The organism is Agrobacterium sp. NPDC090273 (assembly GCF_044772305.1).
In the GTDB taxonomy this organism is placed as follows: Bacteria; Pseudomonadota; Alphaproteobacteria; order Rhizobiales; family Rhizobiaceae; genus Agrobacterium.
This window is the reverse complement of sequence record NZ_JBIVYN010000011.1, coordinates 47,397-73,052: the sequence shown is the minus strand read 5'-3', so window position 1 is coordinate 73,052 and position 25,656 is coordinate 47,397. Positions and strand designations below refer to the sequence as shown.

24 protein-coding genes are annotated in these 25,656 nt (G+C 57.1%); 15 read left to right on the top strand and 9 right to left on the bottom strand.

Features of this window, described 5'->3' with window-relative positions:
- Nucleotides 1-87 precede the first annotated feature (87 nt).
- Nucleotides 88-474, bottom strand: a complete 387-nt coding sequence (locus tag ACIQT8_RS23065) for a TIGR02300 family protein (protein ID WP_138793622.1) — start codon at nucleotides 472-474, stop codon at nucleotides 88-90.
- A gap of 227 nt (nucleotides 475-701) precedes the next feature.
- On the opposite strand from ACIQT8_RS23065, the gene cmk reads away from it, so the two are divergent.
- Complete coding sequence (gene cmk / locus ACIQT8_RS23060; RefSeq protein WP_400970263.1) at nucleotides 702-1,334, top strand: (d)CMP kinase; 633 nt, start codon at nucleotides 702-704, stop codon at nucleotides 1,332-1,334.
- A 167-nt stretch (nucleotides 1,335-1,501) separates the two neighbouring features.
- Nucleotides 1,502-3,202 carry a 30S ribosomal protein S1 gene (gene rpsA / locus ACIQT8_RS23055; protein ID WP_138793624.1) on the top strand — a complete coding sequence of 567 codons (1,701 nt, stop codon included), beginning with the start codon at nucleotides 1,502-1,504 and terminating at the stop codon, nucleotides 3,200-3,202.
- Between the two features lie 83 nt (nucleotides 3,203-3,285).
- Here the strand turns inward: rpsA and ACIQT8_RS23050 are convergent, their stop codons facing one another.
- The 4 genes from ACIQT8_RS23050 to ACIQT8_RS23035 all read right to left on the bottom strand — a co-directional run bounded on the left by ACIQT8_RS23050 (nucleotide 3,286) and on the right by ACIQT8_RS23035 (nucleotide 7,400).
- Nucleotides 3,286-4,851, bottom strand: a complete 1,566-nt coding sequence (locus ACIQT8_RS23050) for a hypothetical protein (RefSeq protein WP_400970260.1) — start codon at nucleotides 4,849-4,851, stop codon at nucleotides 3,286-3,288.
- Between the two features lie 242 nt (nucleotides 4,852-5,093).
- On the bottom strand, nucleotides 5,094-5,402 hold the full coding sequence (locus tag ACIQT8_RS23045; RefSeq protein ID WP_400970257.1) for a hypothetical protein: 309 nt from the start codon (nucleotides 5,400-5,402) through the stop codon (nucleotides 5,094-5,096).
- 48 nt (nucleotides 5,403-5,450) lie between these two features.
- On the bottom strand, nucleotides 5,451-6,692 hold the full coding sequence (locus ACIQT8_RS23040; RefSeq protein ID WP_400970254.1) for a hypothetical protein: 1,242 nt from the start codon (nucleotides 6,690-6,692) through the stop codon (nucleotides 5,451-5,453).
- An 81-nt stretch (nucleotides 6,693-6,773) separates the two neighbouring features.
- Entirely contained in the window at nucleotides 6,774-7,400 is a 627-nt protein-coding gene (locus tag ACIQT8_RS23035; protein WP_138793628.1) for a ribonuclease D, read from the bottom strand.
- A gap of 161 nt (nucleotides 7,401-7,561) precedes the next feature.
- Here ACIQT8_RS23035 and ACIQT8_RS23030 point away from each other — a divergent pair, with 161 nt between their 5' ends.
- The 8 genes from ACIQT8_RS23030 to ACIQT8_RS22995 all read left to right on the top strand — a co-directional run bounded on the left by ACIQT8_RS23030 (nucleotide 7,562) and on the right by ACIQT8_RS22995 (nucleotide 16,082).
- Complete coding sequence (locus ACIQT8_RS23030; RefSeq protein ID WP_400970250.1) at nucleotides 7,562-8,176, top strand: nucleoside 2-deoxyribosyltransferase; 615 nt, start codon at nucleotides 7,562-7,564, stop codon at nucleotides 8,174-8,176.
- Entirely contained in the window at nucleotides 8,173-8,922 is a 750-nt protein-coding gene (locus tag ACIQT8_RS23025) for an SDR family oxidoreductase (RefSeq protein WP_400970247.1), read from the top strand. Before ACIQT8_RS23030 ends, ACIQT8_RS23025 begins: the two co-directional genes overlap by 4 nt.
- A gap of 582 nt (nucleotides 8,923-9,504) precedes the next feature.
- A complete protein-coding gene (locus ACIQT8_RS23020) occupies nucleotides 9,505-10,692 on the top strand; it encodes a M24 family metallopeptidase (protein WP_400970244.1) in 1,188 nt (395 codons plus the stop codon).
- A 118-nt stretch (nucleotides 10,693-10,810) separates the two neighbouring features.
- Nucleotides 10,811-12,415 carry an ABC transporter substrate-binding protein gene (locus tag ACIQT8_RS23015; protein WP_262527241.1) on the top strand — a complete coding sequence of 535 codons (1,605 nt, stop codon included), beginning with the start codon at nucleotides 10,811-10,813 and terminating at the stop codon, nucleotides 12,413-12,415.
- Nucleotides 12,416-12,478: 63 nt separating this feature from the next.
- Complete coding sequence (locus ACIQT8_RS23010) at nucleotides 12,479-13,486, top strand: ABC transporter permease subunit (protein ID WP_138793633.1); 1,008 nt, start codon at nucleotides 12,479-12,481, stop codon at nucleotides 13,484-13,486.
- A complete protein-coding gene (locus ACIQT8_RS23005; protein ID WP_400970239.1) occupies nucleotides 13,483-14,397 on the top strand; it encodes an ABC transporter permease subunit in 915 nt (304 codons plus the stop codon). Before ACIQT8_RS23010 ends, ACIQT8_RS23005 begins: the two co-directional genes overlap by 4 nt.
- 3 nt (nucleotides 14,398-14,400) lie before the next feature.
- Complete coding sequence (locus ACIQT8_RS23000) at nucleotides 14,401-15,240, top strand: ABC transporter ATP-binding protein (protein WP_400970235.1); 840 nt, start codon at nucleotides 14,401-14,403, stop codon at nucleotides 15,238-15,240.
- Nucleotides 15,237-16,082 carry an ATP-binding cassette domain-containing protein gene (locus ACIQT8_RS22995; RefSeq protein WP_138793636.1) on the top strand — a complete coding sequence of 282 codons (846 nt, stop codon included), beginning with the start codon at nucleotides 15,237-15,239 and terminating at the stop codon, nucleotides 16,080-16,082. Before ACIQT8_RS23000 ends, ACIQT8_RS22995 begins: the two co-directional genes overlap by 4 nt.
- 73 nt (nucleotides 16,083-16,155) lie before the next feature.
- Here ACIQT8_RS22995 and ACIQT8_RS22990 read toward each other — a convergent pair whose 3' ends face one another.
- Complete coding sequence (locus ACIQT8_RS22990) at nucleotides 16,156-17,625, bottom strand: mannitol dehydrogenase family protein (RefSeq protein ID WP_400970455.1); 1,470 nt, start codon at nucleotides 17,623-17,625, stop codon at nucleotides 16,156-16,158.
- Nucleotides 17,626-17,701: 76 nt separating this feature from the next.
- The gene (locus ACIQT8_RS22985) at nucleotides 17,702-18,376 is read right to left on the bottom strand and encodes a GntR family transcriptional regulator (RefSeq protein WP_400970231.1); all 675 of its coding nucleotides are present in this window, start codon (nucleotides 18,374-18,376) and stop codon (nucleotides 17,702-17,704) included.
- Nucleotides 18,377-18,622: 246 nt separating this feature from the next.
- On the opposite strand from ACIQT8_RS22985, the gene ACIQT8_RS22980 reads away from it, so the two are divergent.
- On the top strand, nucleotides 18,623-19,741 hold the full coding sequence (locus ACIQT8_RS22980) for a mandelate racemase/muconate lactonizing enzyme family protein (RefSeq protein WP_400970228.1): 1,119 nt from the start codon (nucleotides 18,623-18,625) through the stop codon (nucleotides 19,739-19,741).
- 18 nt (nucleotides 19,742-19,759) lie between these two features.
- Here ACIQT8_RS22980 and ACIQT8_RS22975 read toward each other — a convergent pair whose 3' ends face one another.
- Complete coding sequence (locus tag ACIQT8_RS22975; protein ID WP_400970226.1) at nucleotides 19,760-20,782, bottom strand: LLM class flavin-dependent oxidoreductase; 1,023 nt, start codon at nucleotides 20,780-20,782, stop codon at nucleotides 19,760-19,762.
- A 130-nt stretch (nucleotides 20,783-20,912) separates the two neighbouring features.
- On the bottom strand, nucleotides 20,913-21,830 hold the full coding sequence (locus ACIQT8_RS22970; protein WP_400970223.1) for a LysR family transcriptional regulator: 918 nt from the start codon (nucleotides 21,828-21,830) through the stop codon (nucleotides 20,913-20,915).
- Between the two features lie 227 nt (nucleotides 21,831-22,057).
- Here ACIQT8_RS22970 and ACIQT8_RS22965 point away from each other — a divergent pair, with 227 nt between their 5' ends.
- Genes ACIQT8_RS22965 through ACIQT8_RS22950 form a run of 4 tightly spaced genes read left to right on the top strand, consistent with a single transcriptional unit; the run spans nucleotide 22,058 to nucleotide 25,656 of the window.
- Nucleotides 22,058-23,266, top strand: a complete 1,209-nt coding sequence (locus tag ACIQT8_RS22965) for an ABC transporter substrate-binding protein (protein ID WP_400970220.1) — start codon at nucleotides 22,058-22,060, stop codon at nucleotides 23,264-23,266.
- An 11-nt stretch (nucleotides 23,267-23,277) separates the two neighbouring features.
- Nucleotides 23,278-24,063, top strand: a complete 786-nt coding sequence (locus tag ACIQT8_RS22960; RefSeq protein ID WP_138793642.1) for an ABC transporter ATP-binding protein — start codon at nucleotides 23,278-23,280, stop codon at nucleotides 24,061-24,063.
- Nucleotide 24,064: 1 nt separating this feature from the next.
- On the top strand, nucleotides 24,065-24,766 hold the full coding sequence (locus ACIQT8_RS22955) for an ABC transporter ATP-binding protein (RefSeq protein ID WP_400970217.1): 702 nt from the start codon (nucleotides 24,065-24,067) through the stop codon (nucleotides 24,764-24,766).
- 2 nt (nucleotides 24,767-24,768) lie between these two features.
- Nucleotides 24,769-25,656, top strand: coding sequence for a branched-chain amino acid ABC transporter permease (locus ACIQT8_RS22950; RefSeq protein WP_138793644.1), 888 nt, complete (start codon nucleotides 24,769-24,771; stop codon nucleotides 25,654-25,656).

Sequence of the window (25,656 nt, the reverse complement as noted above, 5' to 3'; positions counted from 1 at the left end):
CTTAGTACTTCGGCTTTCCGAAGAGCGCAAGCCAAAAAAACAGCCCGACGTCATTTTTTTGTCGTCGGGCTGTTTTTATTAACAAAATCAAGCTTCTTCGTCGTCACCCGTTACGCCGATGATGCCGGACATGTCGTCATCGTCATCGTCTTCGTCGGTTTCGAGGAAGGTGTCGTCGTCGTCGTCCATTTCGACGTCGTCGTCATCGCCCATATCCGGGATCTCGTCGCCGCTGTTGTCGCCATCAGCGTCTTCGAGCGATACGAGTTCGACTTCCGTGTTTTCGGTGTCGACTTCTGCAACGTCCTCTTCTTCAGCCTGCTCGAGCTTTGCCTGTGCGGTGCTTTCCTCGAAGAAGGAGAGCGGCCAGGACTTGCCGGTGTAGGGAGAAACGACCGGGTTACGGTTCAGGTCGTAGAACTTCTTGCCGGTATCTGGGTCTGTACGCTTGGTACCAAGTTCCGCTTTTGCCACTGTCTAAGCCTCAAATTGTCGGATGAGTTTCGGTGTGTACGCCGTAAAACCGGCATAGACGGTAAAATTTATAGCCGGTCCCCTTAATCGTTGCGGTCTTTCGTGTCAAAGACAAACTTCCGATGCTTTCATCTTGCCGCATCCTTTGCCGCCAAGGCAATCGCGGATGTGACATGAAGGCATCTCGATACATTCTTTATATATCCATGATTGGGCAAGGCAGTTTCATGACTTTTACGATCGCCATCGACGGCCCTGCAGCAGCAGGCAAGGGAACGCTCTCGCGCCGGATTGCCGAGACCTATGGTTTCCACCATCTCGACACCGGTCTGACTTACCGTGCAACAGCGAAAGCCCTTATCGATGCGGGTTTGCCGCTGGATGACGAGGCTGTGGCGGAAAAGATCGCTTTGGAACTGGATCTCGGCGGTCTCGATCGGTCGGTGTTGTCGCGGCATGATATTGGTGAGGCGGCGTCCAAGGTGGCCGTCATGACGGCGGTAAGGCGTGCACTGGTCAAAGCGCAGCAGCGTTTTGCCCAAACCGAGCCTGGCACGGTGCTCGATGGCCGTGATATCGGCACTGTTGTTTGCCCTGACGCTCCCGTCAAACTCTTTGTGACCGCCTCTGCTGAAGTCCGCGCGAAGCGGCGTTTCGACGAGATTATCGCCAATGGCGGCGTGGCTGATTACGACGGGGTTTTCGCCGACGTCAAAAAGCGCGATGAACGCGATATGGGGCGGGCCGACAGCCCAATGAAACCGGCTGAAGACGCGCACTTGCTAGATACGTCGGAAATGAGTATAGAAGCGGCGTTTCAAGCTGCGAAATCGATCATCGATGCAGCTTTGAAGAAATAGATTCCTCGCGAACCGCATCGTTCGTTTCGCGTTCATACCGGAATTGCCCGAAGACATGTCCTCGCGCCGGAAAGCCTTTTGATAAGGCGGGCATGGGTTCGGGTATTATCAACACTAGCCCACCGGCGCTTCTGTATCCGTTAAATCGGATGCACTCAGGAGATTTCATGTCAGTATCTACCCCCACGCGCGAGGATTTCGCAGCCCTCCTCGAAGAATCCTTTGCCTCTAACGATCTCGCCGAAGGCTATGTTGCCAAAGGTATCGTAACGGCAATCGAGAAGGACGTTGCTATCGTCGACGTCGGCCTCAAGGTCGAAGGCCGCGTTCCGTTGAAGGAATTCGGTGCGAAGTCCAAGGACGGCACGCTGAAGGTCGGCGACGAAGTCGAAGTTTACGTTGAGCGTATCGAAAACGCTCTCGGCGAAGCCGTTCTGTCGCGCGAGAAGGCTCGCCGCGAAGAGAGCTGGGTCAAGCTCGAAGCCAAGTTCGAAGCTGGCGAGCGCGTCGAAGGCGTTATCTTCAACCAGGTCAAGGGTGGTTTCACCGTCGATCTGGATGGCGCTGTTGCCTTCCTTCCGCGTTCGCAGGTCGACATTCGTCCGATCCGCGACGTAACCCCGCTGATGCACAACCCGCAGCCCTTCGAAATCCTCAAGATGGACAAGCGTCGCGGCAACATCGTTGTTTCGCGCCGTACGGTTCTCGAAGAGTCCCGTGCCGAGCAGCGTTCTGAAATCGTTCAGAACCTCGAAGAAGGCCAGGTTGTTGACGGCGTCGTCAAGAACATCACCGATTACGGTGCGTTCGTTGACCTCGGCGGCATCGACGGCCTGCTGCACGTCACCGACATGGCATGGCGCCGCGTCAACCATCCTTCGGAAATCCTCAACATTGGCCAGCAGGTCAAGGTTCAGATCATCCGCATCAACCAGGAAACCCACCGTATCTCGCTCGGCATGAAGCAGCTCGAGTCCGATCCGTGGGATGGCATCTCCGCCAAGTACCCGGTTGGCAAGAAGATCTCCGGTACCGTCACGAACATCACTGACTACGGTGCATTCGTTGAGCTGGAGCCGGGCATCGAAGGCCTGATCCACATTTCCGAAATGTCCTGGACCAAGAAGAACGTACATCCCGGCAAGATCCTGTCCACGAGCCAGGAAGTTGACGTTGTTGTTCTCGAAGTCGATCCGTCCAAGCGCCGTATCTCGCTCGGCCTGAAGCAGACGCTGGAAAACCCGTGGCAGGCATTTGCCTACAGCCATCCGGCCGGCACTGAAGTTGAAGGCGAAGTCAAGAACAAGACCGAATTCGGCCTGTTCATTGGCCTCGAAGGCGATGTCGACGGCATGGTTCACCTGTCCGATCTGGACTGGAACCGTCCGGGCGAACAGGTCATCGAAGAGTTCAACAAGGGTGACGTCGTCAAGGCTGTCGTTCTGGACGTTGACGTCGAGAAGGAGCGTATCTCGCTCGGCATCAAGCAGCTCGGCAAGGATGCTGTCGGCGAAGCCGCTGCTACCGGCGACCTGCGCAAGAACGCAGTTGTTTCCGCTGAAGTCATCGGCGTCAACGATGGCGGCATCGAAGTGAAGCTCGTAAATCACGAAGACCTCACCTCGTTCATCCGTCGCGCTGACCTTTCCCGTGATCGTGACGAGCAGCGCCCTGAGCGCTTCTCCGTTGGCCAGGTTGTCGACGCTCGCGTTGTCAACTTCTCGAAGAAGGACCGCAAGGTCATGCTTTCGATCAAGGCTCTGGAAATCGCGGAAGAGAAGGAAGCCGTTGCTCAGTTCGGTTCGTCCGACTCGGGCGCTTCGCTCGGCGACATCCTCGGCGCGGCTCTGAAGAACCGCGGCGAATAATCGCCAGACCGCTTGAAATGAAGAACCCGCCGGAGCAATCCGGCGGGTTTTTTGTTGGGTCGATTTACAGGTTCAAAACCAGTTCAGACAATGCCACCCATGCGTAGATAGTAGGCCTCGGCAGTCTCGTCGCGCATTCCGCCGGAATCATCGTCTTCGGGAGCCGCTTGCATTTCGTCATTTGCCGCAGCACGCTCTTCGAGATCATCCCCGGCGCCCTGGTCCGGCGGTTCATCTTCCGCCTCGCCCTCCGAGAAAGGCCCGTGGCCGCGATGCGGGGTCTCCGATTCCGGTTCGTCTTTTGCCAATGGGTAGGAAACGAAGGGCAGGGGTGTTCCCTCTTTTGCCAGCAGAGAGGCAACAAGCGGTTGGGAAGTTGCCTGTTCGAGAAAGGCGGCTTTGCCGTCCAGTTCCGCCGCCGCTTTGGCTGCCACCTGAGCATGAGAATGCTGCGCCGGCGTTTCTAGCTCTGTTGTTGGCTGTTGCGCTGCGAGTGTCGCAGCTTTGGGCTTTTCGCCCGATTGCTCTATCGCCGGTTCCAAGACGGTTGAGGGAGGAGTCGGTAAGGGCTGTTCGTTGCCGGCCGATGCGATGAGTGTCTTGCCGGTCAGTGCCGCAAACAGCAAGCTTTCCGTTTCCTTGATCGGCAGTGCGATCTGGTTTGGAAGGGCGTTCAGCGCATTTCGAATTTCAACGCGCTGCCGTATTGCTGCCTCATGAGCCTGCGTGTGGGACGGGGTTTGCCGAGTTTCAGTTTTCGCGATGTCGTCGGGGCGCAGATGTGCGGCAGCCGCTTTGACACCGTCCGCCGGTGTCTGCTGCCGATCTGATCTTATTGCAACTTCGGCGGCTGCAGCCGCTTTTCCAGATTGCGGCTGCTGTTCGAGACTGTCTGCTTCCTGAGCCTCAGCTACTAACGGCAAGTCCGGCATAGCGGCCATTCTCGCAACGATCGCTTCCTTCATCGGAGCGGCAAGTTGTGTGAATTGGTTGAGGACCTGTGCGACGAGGCGGTTTGCCGGGCTGCTTACCGGGCTGCTTGTCGCGGGCTGACTGGTCACTGGACCATTGCCTGACTGCTCGCTTTGAGAGGGCCTTGCCGCATCTGGCATCCGTGCCGGTTGCGTCTGCGAAGCTGGTTGGTCGATCCTGTTATTTTGCTGATAAGAGGTGACGACCGCCTTTGCGGCGAGATCGAGGCCCTTGTAGCGCGACATTTCAATGAGCAGGGCGAGGCGGGCGGCATCCGGGCCGGCTGGATTTTTGAGAATCTCCGCCAGCATGGAGAGGGTAAGTCCCTGAAGTGCTTTGCTGACCTGCTGTTCAAGCGCTGCGCGTTGGGCTGGAGGCAAGGCGCGCAGAGCTTCCGTCAGGCGTGCCACATAAGTTTCGATTGCCTCACCATCCTTGCGTGGAAGGTTCATCAGTTTGCCGAGCGTTTCCGACAGAATGAAGGTACTGCGAGAGAGCTGATATTCACTGGCAAGTGACGCGATCGTCGCCTTGGCAAAGAGGCTGCCACCGCTTTCATCGCCGACAGGGGTGGTCGAGACCGTGGAGCGTACGACCGGTTGCGTTTTTCCGGCCGACAAGGTCGTCGAATTATACGATGCATCTGCTGCAGGCACTTTCGGTACAGGCGGTAACATGGTGCGCTCCGTTCGTATCGATAACCGCCGCTGATCATTCAGAGGAGTACGCGCTGGCGGTATGGCCAGAGTTCACAAGTGTCGCGACGGTGATACACAGGTGTCATCTCGCCCGCTCATGCGGGAGCGTTGTGTGCGCAACGTTGAAAAATGCCCGTTGCCTTGCAGCACACAGAATCATCAAACTCCAGACTGCTTCGTCGAGGTTAAGATTTAGCTAACCATGCAATCCCAGCAGGTATTTATGGAGAAATGCCGATGAACATGCGGTAGAGGCCATTGTCATCCGAGTTGACCGACGAAATTCGATCTGGCTTAAAGGCATTGATCTCGGTCGCTTGTGAGGGTAACGCATCCAGCCAGCTTGCTTTTGGAAAGCTTCTTTCGGGACGCAAAGACGCCATTTCGGTTGGCCTGGTTTGGTCGTCCTCCCCGGTCAACATATCGTCGTTCGGCGCCAAAGATGGCGCGGCCAGGGAGAGGATGGCGCTTGCATTATTCTCTTCGGCCTCATGGCCTTCGTCACCGGATACCCCGGGCGTATGGGACATTGTTGAACTCACATCATGTTTCGCTCAAATGTCACGGGCAAAGTGCCGTCAGGCGGCTTTCCTCCGCAACAGTTCATAGAGGCCATCTTCATCGATGGATATCGGCAGAATATTTTTTTGGCTTTCGGTAATAACCGCCTGTGCGTCGAGCAACTGTTCCGCCTCGTCAGCTTGGCCGGCTGCTGTCGAGGCCGAGATTTCGGCTGACGCATCATCCACCTCGCCATATGCAGGCTTATTGGCATCGCTGACGTTCGATACGCCTGACAGGATGGAAATCATCGCCAGTTCGCCATCAGTACTGGCATCGCCGGTCTGCTGTGTCTCGACAGGATTTTCATCCTTCGCCGTTTCGTTCTGTTCTTTCACCGCATCCTGAAGTTTCTGCACCTCGTCCAGCTTCCCGCTGGCATCAAGGGTCTTGATGTCGGCTTCCCGCTCGGCGGCGACCTCCGCATCATTGACCTCGCCGATGCGATTACTGCCCCGTTCGGCTTGCAGCTCTTCCCTGGTTTTTGGGTCGGCAACATCTTCGAGGCGCTGAATGACCTTCAGCGTTTCGCGGCTGGTAAGGCCATTGCTTTGGGCCTGTCTATCGAGCGCATCTTTCAAAGCGCGCGCTTCGTCGCCCCAGGGATTGGCGATGGCCGCAATCATTGCGTTCGCGCTCATGCCAAGGCCTTTAAGGCCGGTTGATTCTTCGAGGTCATCGGTGCTCTTGGGCAAAGTTGCCCTGGCTGCCATGATGGCCTTTGTCATCTGGTCGCCAAAATCGTCTTCCTGGCCGGTAAGGCCTGCACCTTTGGCAATACGCGCTGCGAGCGAAGCCATCGGGTCTGTTTCGCTGGTCACCGCGCCATTCATGACATCGATAACCTGAGCTTCGGAAACACCGAACGACGTCAGGGAAATCTTGATGGCATTCCCCTGTGAATCACGTTTCGCAAAGCTGTCGGTCAGAACAAGGGCGTCGTTCAGCCTCTGTGCGAAGGCGCGGTTCGTTTCCTCGCTCTCTTGCGTCACGCCAAGAGCTGAGGAAAACCGGGCCATCAAAGAGGCGAAGGCATCTGGGTCGGCTCGCATGGCGCCGAAAAGATAGGAGCTGATCTTTTCGTTGGCCGCACGGTGCGATTGGTCCGGCTGCGGTTGCGTAGCCCTGACTGCGTCGTCTTTCTTCGTGCCTTTTGCTTTTTCCTGCTCTTCCCGCTGGCGGTCCTCGATCGTCTCGATCATGGAGCGCATGAGATCGCTGACACCGATCCCGGCTGCCTGCTGAAGAGGGGTAATCATCGCGATGAATTCCGGCCGCTACGTAAAGTTGCGACCGAGATTAGGCCATTGCGGTAAACCGGGCGTTAAGATGAGCCTGGCTCAACTGTGGGCGAAAATGTCGGTGTCTTCCCAACCGAGAAGGTCGAGTTTGGCGCGGGTCGGCAAAAACGCGAAGCAGGCCGTTGCGTGCTCGATGCGGCCATCACGCACAAGGCGTTGTGTCAGCTTGTCACGCAACGCGTGCAGATAAAGCACGTCCGAAGCGGCGTATTCAAGCTGCGCGGGAGAAAGCCTTTCTGCTGCCCAGTCCGATGATTGTTGTGCCTTGGAGATGTCGACTTCGAGCATTTCTTTCAAATTGTCTTTCAGACCATGCCGATCGGTATAGGTACGAGCAAGGCGGGACGCGATCTTCGTGCAGAAGACCGACTCGGTGGTAACGCCAAAGCTATGGAAAAGCACGGCAATATCGAAGCGGCCATAATGGAAGATCTTCTGCCGAGATGGATCGGCAAGCATGGCGACGAGGTTGGGAGCTTTCGTCTGTCCAGCCGCGATACGGATGATATCCGCCGTGCCGTCTCCGGGCGAAAGCTGCACGACACAAAGACGATCGCGGCGCGGTACAAGCCCAAGTGTTTCCGTATCAACAGCGATTGCGCCGATGTAACGGGCGGCATCCGCTTCTGAAATATCGCCTTCGTGATAACGGATGGGCGCAGGCATTAGCTTCTCCAGAGATATCGTGTTTGCTGTACCGGCTATAACCGAAAGGGCTCAAAGGCGATACCGTTTTATCGTTCGCGCACGTGTGCCGGATGCTTGCCTTTGGCAACCTTCGCGGGTTAGGCTCCGCCACTTTCCTTTTCAAACCTATGAAATTTTCGATGACAAAAAAAATCTATCTTGCTGGGCCTGAAGTCTTTCTGCCGAATGCCCGTGAAATGCTCGACCTTAAAGCCGCGCTCGCGCGGGAGGCAGGTTTTATCCCACTTTCGCCGGGGGATCTGCAGATTCCGCCCGCCGATACGAAAATCCAGCATGGTTGCAACATCAACGATGTCGATGAGCAGATGATGCTGGAGGCCGATGCCGTTATCGCCAACCTGACCCCGTTTCGAGGCATCGCCGCCGATACCGGAACCAGCTACGAACTTGGCTTTATGTGTGCTCTCGGAAAGCCGGTCTTCGCCTACACGAATGTCGCTGACAGTCACTTCAGCCGCATCACGGCTTATTACGGCGGCGTTGCGAGCCAGGACGAAACCGGCCGGTTTCGTGGACCGGATGGGTTTTCGATCGAGAATTTCGATATGGCGGACAACCTCATGTTGCATGGCGGCATCTTGAGACGTGGCGGCGTGGTGATTGTGGGTCAGGCATCGGAAGATGAATTGTATACGGACGTGGAAGCCTTCAAGCGCTGTCTTGCAGTCGCGGCGGAAAAGCTGCTTCATTCCCCCTATACCGACAGAAAGAATGTAGCGGAGACACTTGCATGACCGGAACCATTTTCATCACGGGCGCGACATCCGGCTTCGGACAGGCCACAGCGCGGCGCTTCATCGCTGAAGGCTGGAAAGTTGTCGGCACCGGTCGTCGAGCAGAACGGCTCTCGGCACTGTCGGAAGAACTCGGTGCCAATTTTTACGGTGCAGTCTTCGACATTACTGATGAAGATGCCATGCAGAAAGCAATTGCCAGCTTGCCGGCAGATTTCCGCGATATCGATGTCCTCGTCAACAATGCCGGTCTGGCACTCGGCACTTCGCCGGCACCCCAGGTGCCGCTGAAAGACTGGCACACCATGGTGAACACCAATATCACCGGCCTTTTGAATATTACCCATCATCTGTTGCCGACGCTGATCGAGCGCCGGGGAATGGTGGTCAATCTTGCCTCCGTCGCCGCGACATATCCCTACCTTGGCGGCAACGTCTATGGCGGGACCAAAGCATTCCTGCGGCAGTTTTCATTGGGGTTGCGTTCCGATCTGCATGGCAAGGGTGTCCGCGTGACGTCTATCGAACCGGGCATGTGTGAAACCGAGTTCACGCTTGTGCGTACCGGTGGCAATCAGGAAGCGTCGGACAATCTCTACAAGGGTGTCAATCCGATTACGGCGGACGATATCGCCAATACGATCCACTGGGTTGCCTCGCAGCCCAAGCACATCAATATCAACAGCCTCGAATTGATGCCGGTCAATCAATCTTTTGCCGGTTTTCAAGTCTATCGCGAGAGTTGAGCGACGCAGTTCGCCACGTAGTTGATGAAAAACCGTGCAGCGATTTTGCAGCCATGCAGAAATGCATTGCTGCATTGCGAGAGTTGCTCTGTTAAAATTCGCAAATACGACTATGTTTAAATCATCGAAACGGCGCACTCCTCCTCCCAGCGCCGTTAGATGTGGATCGACGGTACTCCTCCTCCCAATCGTCGATCAAGTTTGAAGCCTGCCGCACCTCCTCCCGCGGCAGGCTTTTTCCTTTTTAGGGCTTTCCAAAATTCTCGCTTGGACACGGCTCGGATGGCGATCTCAAGTCATCCGGCTCTTTGCTGCCGTGGTTGCTCCACTCTGTCCCTGCCGACTTCGGTAGTGCGCCGGCTGGCAATGAGATTTTTGTCGTGTCGTCAAGGCGAGCTTTCATTTGGATTGAAGTCTGGCGATCACGTTTTCGTTATGTCTAGATAAATATGCACAGTTTTGTGGCCGGCCGTGTTCCCGGCCCATTGCCTCGCCAATTGCGTGTGTTATGCATGTGCAAAAGAACGCTTGGGAGGTTGCCGGCACGTTGGTGCTTGTGTGCCCAAAAGCGACGGGGAGAGAATGGCAGACTTTATAGAAGCGCTTAAGCGCTTTCAGCCGGTCGCGGTAGCGCCGATCGCTGAAGACGAATTGAGATTGCGCGTCCGCAATCTGCAAATGCAAATGATCCAGAACAACGTTAAGGCCGTTTGGCTCGATGCTTCGTCATCGTTGACCTATTACACTGGCCTGTCGCTCGGATTGTCTGAACGAATCCATGGCGCTCTGGTGCCGGCAGACGGTGAATTGATCTACGTCAGCCCGACTTTCGAAGAGCCCAAGCTGCAGACGCTGATCCGTATTCCGGGTAACGTTGCCGTATGGGAAGAAGACGAGAGCCCGTTCCACCTGATGGCAGACCGCTTTCAGGCTTTGGTTTGTCCCGGAAGCTTCCTCGCAATCGATCCGGCAACACCCTTCGTTTTTGCTTCTGCCTTGATGCAGCGCCTGGAAGGGCGTGTGATTTCGGCCCAGCCGATGATCGTCAGGCAGCGGCAGATCAAGTCTGCAGCGGAAATCGCCATCATCCAGACCGCGATGGACGCCAGCTACGGCGTGCAAAAGGCCGTTTTTGAGAACCTGCGCGCCGGTGTTTCAACCACCGAAGTCGCTGACTTCGTTAATGCTGCCCACATCGCGCTTGGCCTCAAGCCGCTTTTCGTTGCTGTTCAGTTTGGTGAGGCGACTGCCTATCCGCACGGTGTTCCTTATGCCCAGACGCTGAATGACGGCGATATGGTTCTGGTCGATCTTGGCGGAATACTGCACGGCTATCGCTCTGATATCACACGCACATATGTCTCCGGTCAGGCCACCGACCGCCAGCGTTTCATCTGGAACGCCGAACGCGATGCGCAGGCTGCGGCTTTTGCTGCAGCAAAAAATGGTGTTGCCTGTTCGCAGGTGGATGCGGCTGCGCGTCAGTCGCTGACGGATGCGGGCTTTGGCCCCGGTTACGCCGTTCCAGGACTGCCCCATCGTACCGGGCACGGACTTGGACTGGATATTCACGAAGAACCATATATCGTTGCAGGCAATGAGACGCCGCTTGAACCTGGCATGTGCTTCTCCATTGAGCCGATGCTGTGCGTTTATGGGGAGTGCGGTGTCCGCCTCGAAGATATCGCTTATATGACGGAGGCCGGGCCACGGTGGTTCTGCACTCCGGAAACGAACCTCGACCGGCTCTTTCAGCCGGACGCAAGGTAATTGGTCGGGAGGCAATAAGTCCGATCGGCAACGCGCATCACGTGTTGTCGCTGACCAGGCAAAAAGGCCCGTCAACGGGCCGAAACAGGACTCAGATAAAGAGGGAAAGGACCACCAGATGAAAACGCTGACCCGCAGTTTGCTGATCGCTTCTGCGATTGCGATCACTTCCGCCATGCCCGCCATGGCGAAAACCTTCGTTTATTGCTCCGAGGCTTCGCCCGAGGGCTTCGATCCGGCGCCTTACACTGGCGGCGGCACCTTCGATGCGTCGGCGCACCCGGTCTTCAACCGTCTTGTTGAATTCAAGAAGGGCACGACCGAAATCGAGCCTGCACTTGCTGAAAAGTGGGAAGTTTCCGCTGACGGCCTGGAATACACCTTCCACCTGCGCAAGGGCGTGAAGTGGCATTCCAACGACAAGTTCACGCCGAGCCGCGACTTCAACGCTGATGACGTAATCTTCAGCTATGATCGTCAGGGCAACGACAAGAACCCGTGGCATCAGTACATCGCCGGCATCACCTACGAGTATTATTCCTCGATGGAAATGCCGTCGCTGATCAAGGAAGTGACCAAGGTCGACGACTACACCGTCAAGTTCGTCCTGAAGCACCCGGAAGCTCCGTTCCTCGCGAACATCGCCATGCCTTTCGCTTCGATCGTCTCGAAGGAATATGCCGATACGCTCGACAAGGCCGGCACGAAGGAAGACTTCAACAACCTGCCGATCGGCACGGGTCCGTTCAAGTTCGTCGCTTACCAGAAGGACGCGGTTATCCGCTACCAGAAGAACGCCGACTACTGGGGCACCGCACCGAAGATCGACGACCTGATCTTCGCAATCACGCCGGACGCTGCCGTTCGTCTTCAGAAGCTTAAGGCTGGCGAATGCCACCTGATGCCTTACCCGGCACCGGCTGACCTCGACGCCATCCGCGCCGATACCAACCTGAAGCTCGACGAGCAGTCCGGCCTTAACGTTGGTTACCTTGCCTACAACACCACGGTTAAGCCGTTCGACGATCCGAAGGTTCGTAAGGCCCTCAACATGGCCATGAACAAGCAGGCGATCATTGACGCCGTGTTCCAGGGCAACGGTCAGGTCGCAAAGAACCCGATCCCGCCGACAATGTGGTCGTATAACGACAGCGTCAAGGATGACGCATACGATCCGGAAGCCTCCAAGAAGCTTCTCGAGGAAGCAGGCGTCAAGGATCTGTCGATGAAGATCTGGGCGATGCCGGTACAGCGTCCTTACATGCCGAACGCCCGTCGTACCGCCGAGCTTCTGCAGTCGGACTTCGCCAAGGTTGGCGTCAAGGTCGAGATCGTTTCCTACGAGTGGGGCGAATACCTGAAGAAGTCGATGGAACCGGGCCGGGACGGCGCCGTCATCCTCGGCTGGACGGGCGACAATGGTGACCCGGACAACTTCCTCAGCGTTCTGCTGTCTTGCGCTTCGGCTCAGCCGGGCGGTGCAAACCGCGCTTTCTGGTGCAACAAGGAGTTCTCCGATCTTCTGACCAAGGCAAAGCAGACGAGCGACGTTGCTGAACGTACGAAGCTCTATGAGCAGGCGCAGGTCGTCTTCAAGGACCAGGCTCCTTGGGCAACCCTCGACCACTCCACTCAGTACGTGCCGATGCGCAAGAACGTAACGGGCTTCCAGATGAGCCCGCTTGGCGACTTCGTTTTCGACACCGTTGACATCACGGAGTAATCCCAAACAACAGGACGCGCGGCAGAACGATGTTCTTCCGCGCGTCTTTTCAGGAAAAAGACCATGATCCGGTTCATTCTCGGCAAACTTCTCTATCTCGTTCCGACGTTCCTCGGGATTACCATTGTCGCTTTCGCCTTTGTGCGCGTGCTGCCGGGCGATCCCGTGCTGCTGATGGCAGGCGAGCGTGGTATTACGCCCGAACGGCATGCACAGCTTGCCGAACAGCTCGGCTTTAGCCAGCCTGTCTGGCAACAGTACCTTCAGTTTCTAGGGCGTCTCCTGCAGGGCGATCTCGGCAATTCGCTTGTCACGAAGAAACCCGTTCTGACCGAGTTCCTGTCGCTGTTTCCTGCGACGGTCGAGCTTGGCCTCGTCGCCATCATCATCGCAACCGCAATCGGCGTTCCTGTCGGCGTTCTCGCTGCAATCCGTCGCGGTTCCTGGTTCGACCAGATCTCCATGACGACGGCTTTGGTCGGCTTTTCGATGCCTATCTTCTGGTGGGGGCTTCTGCTCATCATCATGTTCTCCGGTATTCTTCAGTGGACGCCGGTGTCAGGACGCATCTCGCTGATGTATTTCTTCCCGTCTGTCACCGGCTTCATGCTGATCGACAGTCTGATTTCCGGGCAGAAAGGCGCCTTTATCTCGGCGTTGTCGCACCTGATCCTGCCATCGGTCGTGCTTGCCACGATCCCGCTTGCGGTCATTGCGCGCCAGACGCGTTCGGCAATGCTGGAAGTGATGGGTGAAGACTACGTCCGCACGGCTCGTGCCAAGGGCATGTCGCCTGCACGCGTCGTCGGCATTCACGCATTACGCAATGCCATGATCCCGGTCATCACCACCATCGGCCTGCAGATTGGCGTGCTGATGGCGGGTGCCATTCTGACCGAAACCATCTTCTCCTGGCCGGGTATCGGCAAGTGGATGATCGATTCCATCTCGCGCCGCGACTATCCGGTGGTGCAGAGCGGCCTGCTTCTGATCGCGGGCATGGTAATGGTCGTCAACCTGCTCGTCGATCTGACCTATGGCCTCATCAATCCAAGGATCCGTCACAAATGAGCAATGTGACCACGACCCAGGGCGTCAAGCTTTCTGACGCCGCCATTCGCCGCCGGATGATCGCCGATTTCTGGTTCTATTTCCGCCAGAACCGCGGCGCCGTCATCGGCCTTGCCGTGTTCATCCTTTTGGTGCTGGTTGCGGTTTTTGCACCGCTGATTGCACCGCATGATCCGACCCAACAGTACCGCGATGCGCTTCTGATCCCGCCATTCTGGCAGGAAGGCGGTCGCGCCGGCTTCTTCTTCGGAACCGATGCGGTTGGCCGTGACATGCTTTCGCGCCTGATCTACGGCGCGCAATATTCGCTGTTCATTGGTATCGTCGTTGTTTCCATCGCGCTGGTGGGCGGTATTGTCATTGGTCTTATCGCCGGTTTCTTCGGTGGTTGGGTGGATGCCGTCATCATGCGCGTCATGGATGTCATCCTGGCGTTCCCGTCGCTGCTTCTGGCGCTGGTTCTGGTTGCGATCCTCGGACCAGGCCTCACCAACGCGATGATTGCGATTGCCATCGTCTACCAGCCGCACTTTGCGCGTCTGACGCGCGCGGCGGTGATGAGCGAGCTTCGTCGTGAGTATGTTACAGCAGCGCGTGTGGCCGGTGCCGGCAATATGCGTCTGATGTTCAAGACCATCTTGCCGAACTGCCTCGCGCCCTTGATCGTTCAGGCAACACTGTCTTTCTCGTCGGCGGTTCTGGATGCGGCGGCACTCGGTTTCCTTGGCATGGGTGCACAGCCGCCGTCGTCCGAATGGGGCACGATGCTTGCAGAGGCACGTGAATTCATTCTGCGCGCATGGTGGGTTGTAACCCTTCCCGGTCTCGCGATCCTGATTTCCGTGCTCGCGATCAACCTCATGGGCGACGGGCTGCGTGATGCGCTCGACCCGAAATTGAAGCGGAGCTAACGGATGAGCCTGCTGAAAATCAAAAACCTCACGGTGAAGTTCGCCACCGCTACCGGTTCCTTCACCGCCGTTGACGGCATTGACGTGTCGGTCGACAAGCACGAAGTGCTGGCGATCGTCGGTGAATCCGGTTCGGGTAAATCGGTGTCGATGCTGGCCGTCATGGGCCTGCTGCCCGATACGGCGATGATCACTGCCGACGAAATGACCTTCGACGGCAAGAACCTCCTGGCCCTGTCGTCGCAGGAGCGCCGCAAGCTGATCGGCCGGGAGATCACAATGATCTTCCAGGAGCCGATTGCCTCGCTCAATCCTTCTTTCACTGTCGGCTTCCAGATCGAGGAAGTGCTTCGCCTCAACCTCGGCATGAGTGGTTCTGCGGCACGCGCCCGTGCTCTGGAACTGTTTAAGGCGGTTGGTATTCCTGACCCGGAAACCAAGCTCAAGGCCTATCCGCACCAGATGTCTGGCGGTCAGTGCCAGCGCGTCATGATCGCCATCGCCATTGCGTCGAAGCCACGCCTGCTCATCGCCGATGAGCCGACCACGGCACTCGACGTGACGATCCAGAAGCAGATCCTCGATCTCTTGATGAAGCTTCAGGAAGAATACGGCATGGCGCTGATCCTGATTACCCATGACATGGGCGTCGTTGCAGAAACGGCTGACCGTGTCGTGGTGCAATACAAGGGTCGCAAAATGGAAGAAGCGGATGTTCTGAGCCTGTTCGAAGCACCGCAGCATCCTTACACTAAGGCGCTGCTTGCCGCGCTGCCGGAAAATGCAACCGGTGACCGTTTGCCGACGGTATCAGACTTCTTCGGCAAGGAGGGCGTACAATGAGTGTTGTCGTCGAAGGTAAGGGGATTACCCGCGATTACCACGTTCCGGGTGGCATGTTCGGCGGTTCCAAGATGGTGCAAGCGCTGAAAGGCATCGATTTTGCCGTTGAACGTGGCAAAACGCTGGCCATTGTCGGTGAATCCGGTTCGGGAAAATCCACGCTTGCGCGCATCATTGCGCTCATTGACCCGGCATCGGGCGGTGAGCTGAAGATCGAGGGGCAGGCGGTTGATATCGCCAAGCGTCGCCCTGGTCCCGATATGCGCTCCAAGGTGCAGATGGTGTTCCAGAACCCCTACGGTAGCCTCAATCCGCGCCAGAAGGTTGGCGATGTGTTGATGGAACCGCTGGTGATCAATACGTCCGTCCCAGCCGCCGAGCGTCGCGAACGGGCAGAAGCCATGCTGGTCAAGGTTGGTCTTGGCCCGGAGCACTTCAACCGTTATCCGCACATGTTCTCGGGCGGTCAGCGCCAGCGTATCGCCATCGCACGCGCGCTGATGCTGAACCCGACGCTGCTGGTTCTGGACGAGCCGGTTTCTGCGTTGGACCTATCGGTTCAGGCGCAGGTTCTGAACCTGTTGGCCGATCTTCAGGAAGAGTTTGAGCTGACCTACGTTTTCGTCAGCCACGATCTTTCCGTGGTGCGTTACATTGCCGATGACGTGATGGTGATCTCAAAGGGTGTCGCGGTAGAGCAGGGCACGCGAGAGGAACTGTTCGCAGATCCGAAGCATCCCTATACACGCCAGCTTTTTGCGGCGACGCCGATCACGGATGTCGATGCCATTCGCGCTCGCGTCGAGCGCCGCAAGGCCGCACGCATCGCCGCTACAGCCTAAGCATTTGTTTTGGCAAAGACGAAACAGGCCGGTTTTCCGGCCTGTTTTTTTGTGCGCTGATTTTGCAAGCGATTCACGGCTTCAGAAAACTGCTGACAGCGGCAAGCGCACCATTGTCCCTGACATGACGATATGCAGTTTTCAATTCTGCAACGAAGTCTGTGTTGTCAGGAAGGTCGTCACCGAATGTACGGGTGAAGCCCAGAAAGCGGTCGATGACGTCGTCCGGCTCCATCCGTAGCTGGTCGGGTGCATCCCATTCATTGAAGACTGGATCCAGGATCGTAATCGGCTCGCCGTTTTCATCGATCGTCGCGCAGGATCGGACCCAGAGCGCGACGGCGAGCACAAGGGGTCGGCTATCGACCTTGGATGCCAGCAGTTCTCGCAGCGGCGCGAGGACGCGCAGCGGCAACTTCTGCGAGGCATCCGAGGCGATCTGCATGGTCTTGTGTTGAAGCGCGGGGTTGCCGAAGCGCTCGCGTAAACCGGCCGCAAATGCCTCTCCGTCAACGGCGGCACTGAGTGTTTGTTTCACAGCATGCCAATAGGCATCGATAAAGCGCCGGATCGCAGGTTCGCTCCATGCATCGGCGACGGTGGCGAGCCCGGTGACCTGGCCGGCTGCCGCAATGGCGCTGTGCGCACCGTTCAGCATCCTGAGCTTCATATGCTCATAGGGTTCTACGTCTGCAACGAACTCCACACCGGACTTTTCAAGCATTGGTCGCCCGTGTGGAAAGCGATCTTCGATGACGAAGCGGAAGTAAGGCTCAGCGACCACGGGCCAGGCGTCCTCAACGCCAAGGGCAGCTTTGATGGTTTCGCGATCAAGGCTGGTGGTTGCTGGAACGATCCTGTCGACCATTGAACAGGGGCAGGCGATGTTCTCGCCGATAAAATCCGCCAGTTCGGGTTTGGCCAATCTCGCATATTCCAGCAGCAGCTTTTGCAAGACACGGCCATTGGATGGGAGATTGTCACAGGACAGAAGCGTAAGTGGCAAAGAACCTTCTGAAAGCCTGCGCTGCGTGGCGGCGAGAATGAAGCCGTAAATGGTTCGCGGCTTGTCGGGATTTGCAAGATCGTGGAGGATATCCGGGTGGTCGCGCAGCAGGGTCTTGCTGGCAAGATTTGTAACGTAACCTTTTTCAGTTACGGTCAGCGTGACAAGCCGGACAGCCGGATCGGACAGACGGTCAATGAGTGTCTCGGGCGCCTCAGGCGCGACGATTGTTTCGACAATGGAGCCGATGATGCGCAGCTTCTCGCCATCTGCATCGCGCAAGCTGAACGTGTAGAGATTGTCTTGAGGTTCGATTGCATCGCGTGTGTCTGCACTTCTGAGCGATGCGGCCACAATGCCCCATCCGGTCTCGCCCCGCGCGAGGCAGTCATCGATAAAAACCGCCTGATGGGCGCGGTGGAAGGCCCCGACACCGAGGTGAACGATACCCGGTGTGACCGCGTCGCGATCATAAAGGGGGATTTCGATGGATTGAGGCAGATAGGACAGGGTTTTGGCGGAAAGCCGTTCTGACATTGGCAGCGTCGTGGCTTTCGGATTTTCAAACGACAATTCTGTTTCCTCCCAGTTGTCTTTATCATGCTGCCGGCAGCTATCCTCCGTTCTGCTTCAGCAGACGTATCTGGCGCAACGTGTTTTGCCGGCTGCGCTCCAGGTGGCGCCACAAAGCATCGACGATCTGTGCCTTGCTTTTTGCACCCACCGCATCTGCGATATTCTGGTGCTCATCGACAGAACGGCTGTAGTCACCCAAAATCGAGACGAAAACGGTGTGCGTCTGGTCGAGGATGCGCTCATGCGAACCGGAAATGACGGGAATATTCGCAGCACTGACAAGCAGGCTGTGGAAAGAACGATCATAGAAAAGCGCCTGTGATAGGTCGTCCAGGCTGGTGCCTTTTGAGAAAGCACGATGTTTCTCGAGGCTTTCCAGAAGTTTTGCATGGAGGGTGTCGTTCAACTGCCCGGCGTCGAATGCCACTTCGACCGCACCTTTTTCGATAAGCATTCTGGCGGCGTAGAGTTCCTCAACATCCTCAATGCTGAAATCCCGCACCACCATGCCGCGGCGGGATGAATTGACCACGAGCCCATCCGCCTCGAGCTTGAGACAGGCTTCCTTGATCGGAGTTGGGCTTATTCCGAGATCTGCGGCGAGTTCGTTGGGAAGCAGTCGCTCCCCGCCACGCAACCGCCCACTGACGATACGCGAACGCAGTTCCTGGTGGGCCTGTTCGGCAAGAGTGACTTTGACCAAGCTGTTCATGCAAACATCATTGCTCAACCATAAAAGATCGGCAATCCTTCGAAATTAAAAATAAAAAATTTTTTATTTTCTATGATCGATAGTTTACGTTAGTTCTTATTTCGATGCTCACGGCTTCTGGGAGGAAGGCTGCTGAGTTTGGTCAAGAGGTTGGTTTGACGGTTTGCGGCCCGTTGCGGGCGCGGCCTTTTCACGTCCGCCATGCTCCTCCCGAGATGATTGAGCGCAAGGGAGTGAGTGTGCCTTATGAAAATCAAGTCGGTCGAACCGTTTATCCTGCACCTGCCGTTAACCTCGGCGTCCATTTCAGATTCCACGCACAGCATCACCCACTGGGGCGTCGTTGGCGCCAAGATCGTAACCACTGATGGCCTAGAGGGGTATGGCTTTACCGGAACGCATGCGCACCTGCCTTCTGATCGACTGATTACCTATTGCATCAGCGATTGTTACGCTCCCTTGCTCGTTGGCGAAGATGCATCCGATCATTCCCGACTGTGGACGAAGCTGGCGCGTTATCCCTCATTGCAGTGGGTTGGGCGTGCGGGCATCACGCACCTTGCGCTGGCGGCCATCGATGTGGCGCTTTGGGATCTGAAGGCGAAGAAGGCTGGCGTTCCGTTGTGGCACTATCTGGGTGGTGCAAGAACCAATCGGCTGGAAGCCTACAATACTGATATCGGCTGGCTCTCCTTCAACCTGGAAAATCTGCTGGCCGGAAGCGCAAAGGCTGTGGAAGAAGGCGGGTTCACACGCCTGAAGATCAAGGTCGGGCACGACGATCCGAATGTTGATGTCGAGCGTCTTGCTGCTGTCCGCAAACGCGTCGGTTCAACGGTCAGGATTGCCATCGACGGTAACGGCAAATGGGACCTGCCGACCTGCCAACGTTTCTGCGCCGCGGCCCGTGATCTCGACATTTATTGGTTCGAGGAGCCAATGTGGTATGACGACGTGACGAGCCATGCGCGGCTGGCGCGCAACACGTCGATCCCTATTGCGCTTGGCGAGCAGCTTTACACCGTCGATGCCTTCCGCTCATTCATTGATGCCGGTGCGGTCGCTTACGTTCAGCCGGATGTGACGCGGCTCGGTGGCATAACCGAATATATTCAGGTCGCCGATCTGGCGTTGGCTCACCGGTTGCCCGTGGTGCCGCATGCCGGCGAAATGAGCCAGGTGCACGTGCATTTGAGCTATTGGCACCCGGCCTCGACCATTCTCGAATACATCCCCTGGATCAAGGACCATTTTGAGGAGCCGGCCAATGTGGTCGATGGTGTTTACAGACGCCCGCAACAAGCGGGCGCCAGCACGACGCCGCTTGCCGCAAGCATGGAGCGTTACGGCAAGCCGGTCAGGTGAGGTGATGCCACCGGGCGATTAACGCCAGCCGAGGGCCGGGGCCACCTGCTTCAGGATCGTTTCGATCACGTGCGTGTTGTACGTGACGCCGAGTTGGTTCGGCACGGTCAGAAGCAGCGTGTCGGCCTCGGCGATGGCCTCATCGGCCTTCAGTTGCTCGATAAGCGCTTCCGGTTCGGCCGCATAGCTGCGCCCGAAGATCGCCCGCGTTTTGTCGTCGATGAAGCCGATCGAGTCATCTTCCTTGTTGCCGTAACCGAAATAGGCCCTGTCCATATCGTTGACGAGCGCGAAGATACTACGGCTGACGGAGACGCGTGGTTCGTGTGCGTGACCTGCTTCTTTCCAGGCGGCTCGGTAGGCCCTGATCTGCTCGGCCTGCTGGACGTGGAACGGCTGACCCGTCTCATCCGTCTTCAGTGTCGAGCTTTGCAGGTTCATGCCAAGCTTTGCGGCCCATTCGGCGGTCGCATTCGAGCTTGAACCCCACCAGATGCGCTCGCGCAGACCATCTGAATGCGGTTCCAGCCTGAGGAGGCCTGGCGGGTTGGGGAACATCGGCCGTGGATTGGGTTGCGCAAAACCTTCGCCTTTCAAAAGTTCAAGAAAGACTTCGGTGTGCTGGCGCGCCATATCCTCCTCAGTCTGGCCTTCCGCCGGGCGATAGCCGAAGTAACGCCAGCCATCGATGACCTGTTCCGGCGATCCGCGGCTAATGCCAAGTTGCAGGCGCCCTCCCGATATCAGATCGGCGGAGCCGGCATCCTCGGCCATGTAGAATGGGTTTTCATATCGCATGTCGATGACGCCGGTACCGATCTCGATCGTCTTCGTTCTAGCGCCAACCGCAGCAAGCAGCGGGAAGGGCGAGGCAAGTTGCCGGGCGAAGTGGTGTACGCGGAAATAGGCCCCGTCAGCTCCAAGTTCTTCGGCTGCAACCGCAAGGTCGATCGATTGCAACAGCGTATCCGCGGCTGAGCGCGTTTGCGACTGCGGAGAGGGCGTCCAGTGCCCGAACGACAAAAATCCGATCTTTTTCATGATGGCCTTCGAAACGTTGGAGGAGTACCGGCAAGCCGGTATCGTGTTGCCTGTCATATAGGCAACGCTCCGCCTTATCCAATCCAGCAATCGGAAACAGGGTGTCGCTGAAATGTGAACGACGGGATGTTCAGGTGATGGTTTTACGATCGAGCACAAACAGCTTTTCGTGAGAGCGAACTGTGTTCAAAATGAAATCCATCAAGGAGCGTACGCGTGGCACATCGGCAAAGTCGTGGTGGCTGGTTAGCCAATAACCGCGCCGCAATTCCACCTCTTCCGGCAGAACCATCTGCAGTTCTGGGAACCGTGCCGCTATGAAGTTGGGCAGGATGCACAGGCCGCGACCGCCAAGGGTTGCGGTCAGCTGCGCAAAGATGCTGGAAGACTGAAAATTGGGTCTTAATCCCGGCAGCACGTCCCGCATGTAATCGAGGCCAGGCGAAAAGATCAGATCCTGCACGTAACCAATGAAGAAGTGGTCGAGAAGGTCTTCGCGGCGGGTGATCTTTGGCCTGCCGGCGAGGTAAGAGCGCGATGCGTAGATGTGCAGCGTATATTCGATGATCTGTTCATTGACATAGGGACCAGCTTTCGGCGGGTCGAGCGTCACTGCCACATCGGCTTCTTTTCTGGAAAGGGCCATGATCTGCTGGATCGTCACCAGTTCCACCATGATGTGGGGATGAGTGGCGGCGAAGTCGTTGAGCTTTTCAACAAAGAAAAAATTGGAAAAACCTTCCGGCGCACTCAGCCGTACGACACCGCGCAACAGGCTGCCGCTTTCGGAAATATCCGACTGCAATCGCTCTGCTTCAGCCTCAATGCGCTCGACGGTATCGACTAGCCGACGCCCCACAGTCGTCAGTTCGTAGCCTCGCGGATTTCTCTCGAACAGCTTGGTTTTAAGAGAGAATTCCAAGCGGTCGATGTGGCGGGAGACGGTGGCATGACTGGTCCGCAGGCTGCGGGCTGCGGACGAAAGCTGACCGGTTCGAGCGACAGCGAGAAAATATTGCAGATCGTCCCACGTGAAAGGCGTCGCCATATTGTCCCCGCTCAAATGACTTCTGTTCAAAAATGAACAGTTCCTGTTCGCAATTTGATGATGCCGCCGTCTTGTGTCAACGCGCGAATTCGAGAAATCTAAGCTCAGGATGCATCGCTTTGAGGAGGGCGATGTGACCATTTCAGTGCAGATCGGAGCAGGTGCTCCATAAACGGCTGCACAAGTTGGATCTGAGGCTCGCAATCGATCTCTGGGAGGAGAAGTCAATGCGCAAGAGCATTATTTTGTCTACGGCCATGGTGTTGGCCGCGGGAACTGCCACTTATGCCGCCGATTTGTCGGATGGCAAGGTCAAGATCGGCATCCTGAACGACCAATCTGGCGTCTATGCCAACTTCGGTGGCAAGTACTCTTTCGAGGCCGCCAAGATGGCGGTGGAGGATTACGGTGGCAAGGTGCTGGGCGCACCGGTTGAGGTTGTGACCGCCGACCACCAGAACAAGGCTGATGTTGCATCCAATATTGCCCGTCAGTGGTACGATACCGAACAGGTCGATTCCATTATGGAACTGACGTCCTCGTCGGTTGGTCTTGCCGTGCAGGCACTGTCCAAAGACAAGAAGAAGATCACGATCAACACCGGTGCCGCAACAACGGAGCTGACCGGCAAGCAGTGCAGCCCCTATGGTTTCCACTGGGCCTACGATACCTATTCTCTGGCTGTCGGAACCGGTGGCGCGCTGGTAAAACAGGGTGGCGATAGCTGGTTTTTCCTGACCGCTGACTACGCCTTTGGCTATTCGCTGGAAGAAAACACCAGCAATTTCGTCAAGGCCAACGGCGGTAAGGTGCTCGGTTCGGTACGCCATCCATTGGCAACCACCGACTACTCGTCATTCCTGCTGCAAGCACAGTCCTCTGGCGCCAAGGTCATCGGGCTTGCGAATGCCGGCCTCGATACGTCCAACGCTATCAAGCAGGCGGCGGAATTCGGTATTGTTGCCGGTGGCCAGCGCCTTGCGGCCCTGCTCTTCACCCTCGCAGAAGTTCACGGTCTCGGTCTGGAAGCAGCACAGGGCCTGACACTCACCGAAGGTTTTTATTGGGATCGCGATGACGAGTCCCGCAAGTTCGGTGAACGTTTCAAGGAGCGTACCGGTGCGATGCCGAACATGGTTCATACTGGTACTTATTCGGCGGTCCTCCATTATCTGAAGGCCATCGAGAAGGCCGGAACGGATGATGCCGATGCCGTTGCCAAGGCCATGAAGGAAATGCCAGTCAACGACGTCTTCGCAAAGGACGGCCATGTTGCTGCCAACGGCCGGATGATTCACGACATGTACCTTATGGAAGTGAAAAAACCGGAAGAAAGCAAACAGGCCTGGGACTACTACAAGGTGCTCGCCACCATTCCCGGCAAGGAAGCCTTCATGGACCCCGCCAAGAGCGGTTGCTCTCTGGTAACGCAATAAGGGAACATTCGATGACGATCGCTCCCGTCCTTGCCAGACAGGAGGACCACCGCGTTGTGCTTTCGGCGCGTGGGCTCTCCAAGACTTTCGGCGCATTCGCGGCCGTGAAGAACGTCGATCTCGACGTCGAACATGCCCGCGTGCATGCCCTGATTGGTCCGAACGGCGCGGGGAAAACGACGGTCTTCAACCTGTTGACCAAGTTCCTCCAGCCCTCGGGCGGGACGATCACCTTCATGGGAACGGATATAACAAAAACGCCACCGGACAAGGTGGCGCGGCTCGGTCTCGTGCGTTCTTTCCAGATCTCGGCGGTGTTTCCGCACCTTACGGTTCTGGAAAACGTACGGGTCGCGTTGCAAAGGCCAAACAATCTCGCCACGCAGTTCTGGTTGCCGCTCTCCTCGCTCGACACGCTCAATGCACGTGCTGAAGAACTGATCAGCATGGTCGGGCTGACGCGTGAAAAAGACGCGCTCGCCGCAGATCTTTCCTATGGGCGCAAGCGCGTGCTGGAAATCGCAACCACGCTGGCGCTCGACCCCAAGGTTCTGCTTCTGGACGAGCCAATGGCAGGAATGGGCGGCGAAGACGTTGCGCATGTCGCGGACCTCATCCGCGAAGTCGCAAAGACCCGCGCCGTCTTGATGGTCGAACACAATCTCAAGGTCGTGGCGGATATCTGCCACCATGTCACGGTGCTGCAACGCGGAGAGATCCTCGCGGAAGGGGACTACGCCGCAGTTTCCGCCGATCCGCGCGTGCGAACGGCCTATATGGGTACGGAGGAAGCCTGATATGGCGGCACTTCTCGAAGTTTCAAATCTGAAATCCTGGTATGGCGAAAGCCAGGCGCTCCATGGCGTCGATCTCAAGGTGGGTGAAGGCGAGACCATCACCATTCTCGGGCGCAACGGCGTTGGAAAGACCACCACGCTGCGCACCATCATGGGCATCATCCGCAATCGCAAGGGCACCATCAAGCTTGCAGGCAAGGACATGATGCCGGTGCCGCTGCATCGGACCGCAAAACATGGCATCGGCTTCGTTCCTGAAGAACGGGGTATCTTCGCGACCCTGAGCGTCGAAGAAAACCTCAAGCTCCCCCCGGTTGTGTCCGAGGGTGGTATGAGCCTCGACGAAATCTACGAGCTTTTTCCCAATCTCTACGAACGCCGGGGCAGCCCAGGAACGAAACTCTCTGGAGGCGAGCAGCAGATGCTGGCGATGGCGCGCATATTGCGTACCGGCGTCAAGGTTCTGCTTCTCGACGAGCCGACAGAAGGGCTGGCACCCGTCATCGTTCAGCGCATCGGCGAGGTTCTGCAAAAACTCAAGAGCCGCGGCATGACAGTGGTTCTCGTTGAGCAGAATTTTCGCTTTGCGAGCAAGATCGCCGATCGCTTCTACCTGATGGATCACGGACATATGGTCGGCGATTTTCCGGTTGGCGAACTGCCTCATCGTATGGGCGAGCTTAACAAAGTGCTGGGGGTTTAACGATGACGATGATCTTCGGCATTCCTGTGCAGGCCCTGCTGGGCCAATTGCTCGTCGGCCTCATCAACGGCTCGTTTTATGCGTTGCTGTCGCTCGGCCTCGCCGTCATCTTCGGCCTGCTGCGCGTCATCAACTTCGCCCACGGCGCGCAATATATGCTCGGTGCGTTTGTGGCCTTCCTCGGGCTGCAATATTTCGGCATCAATTTCTGGGTCGCGCTGGTGGTGACACCGCTTGTCGTGGCGCTGTTCGGTGCCATCATCGAACGGTTTATGCTGTCGCGCCTTTACGATCTTGATCCGCTCTACGGTCTGCTGTTCACCTTCGGTCTGGCGCTTGTGGTGGAGGGGACTTTTCGCTGGCTTTATGGCGCGGCCGGTCAACCCTATTCGGTTCCACCGCAGTTAGCAGGTGGCACCAATCTGGGCTTTATGTTCCTGCCGAACTACCGTGCCTTCGTCGTTGTCATTTCCCTTATCGCCTGCATCGCGACATGGGCGCTGATCGAAAAGACCCGTCTCGGCTCCTACCTGCGCGCCGCTACGGAAAACCCGACGCTTGTCCAGGCATTCGGCATCAACGTGCCGGTTCTTTTGACGCTGACCTACGCGCTTGGAGCCGGGCTTGCCGGGTTCACTGGTGTGCTGGCCGCACCGATCTATCAGGTGTCGCCTCTCATGGGTACCAACCTCATCATCGTGGTGTTTGCCGTGGTCGTGGTCGGCGGCATGGGATCGATCATGGGTGCCATCGTGACAGGCTACATGCTCGGCATTGCGGAAGGACTGACCAAGGTCTTCTATCCGGAAGCCTCAAACATCGTCATCTTCGTCATCATGGCCTTTGTGCTTCTCATCCGCCCCGCCGGTCTTTTCGGAAAGGACGCCTGA